This window comes from Oleiphilus sp. HI0132, from assembly GCF_001635845.1.
In genome coordinates this window covers 1-1,106 of record NZ_LWGJ01000348.1, presented here as the reverse complement: position 1 = coordinate 1,106, position 1,106 = coordinate 1, and the positions used below count along the sequence as shown (strand labels likewise).

Here is a 1,106-nt window from a genome sequence, read left to right as displayed (position 1 = left end):
TTGCACGATATATCTCCAGTTTCAAAGAAGAGCGAATCGCTGCTGAAACAGCTTTCGCGCGTGAGATATCTAGTGTTGGTGGAGATAAGGACGATTGGCTTGAAGCGTTGAGAGAGTCCTTATTGGCGTCTAAGATCATCTCTTATGCTCAAGGTTTCATGTTAATGAAGCAAGTTTCAAACAACTTGGATTGGAATCTGAACTTCGGGAATATTGCTTTAATGTGGCGAGGAGGTTGCATTATCCGAAGTCGTTTTCTAGAGAATATTCGTGACGCCTTTATAAAGAACCCTGAGCTCTCTTTCTTAGGAATCGATGACTATTTTCAACAATTATTGAAGCAGTCACTTCCTTCCTGGCGCAGGGTTTTGGGTAAAGCGATTGAAATCGGGCTACNAATGCAATGTACCGCGTCAGGCTTGTCTTTCTTTGATGCCTTCACCTGCGGAAGATTGCCAGCAAATATGCTGCAAGCGCAACGTGATTACTTCGGTGCGCATACTTATGAACGGGTTGATAGAGATCGAGGCGAGTTTTTCCATACGGACTGGATTGGAAGTGGTGGAGCGGTATCCTCCAGCCAATACAATGCCTAATATATGAGCGCAGCATGATTCCATCGGCGAAAACAATTAATGCCTATACAGAAGATGTTCTAGGTGAACTCGATGGAGTAGGAATTGCCGAAAGGGTTCGTAAAAGAGAAATATCGGCCCAAGAGGCGGTTGAAGCGAGTATTAGTCGCGCGATGCATGTTGAGCCGAGCCTAAACAGTCTTGCTGTGGAAATGTATGACAGGGCTCGACGGTACGCATTGTTGCCTAATTCAGGGTATTTTTCCGGTGTCCCTAGCTTTATTAAAGATAATGACGACTTTAACGGAGTGCCCTCCGCTCATGGTTCCGCAGCGTTAAAACCTAAACCCGCAGCAAAATCTTCAGATTTCGTACGTCAATTCCTGTCGCTAGGCGTCGTGCCCCTAGGAAAAACTCGAATGCCTGAGTTTGGCTTAACGGCTACGACTGAGTCTAGTTATTTTGGCTCGACTTCTAACCCGTGGAACCTTGAGCGTTCAACTGGCGGTTCATCCGGCGGATCTGCCGCCA

General features: G+C 46.4%; 1 protein-coding gene and 1 pseudogene. Both read left to right on the top strand.

All coding sequences use genetic code 11. The annotated features are described in order from the left end of the window. Positions 1-596, top strand: a pseudogene (locus A3766_RS04310) (NADP-dependent phosphogluconate dehydrogenase); the annotation flags it as partial. Positions 597-610: 14 nt separating this feature from the next. Continuing rightward, positions 611-1,106 (top strand): amidase family protein (locus tag A3766_RS04305; RefSeq protein WP_255375280.1); only part of this gene is annotated, 496 nt, incomplete at its 3' end.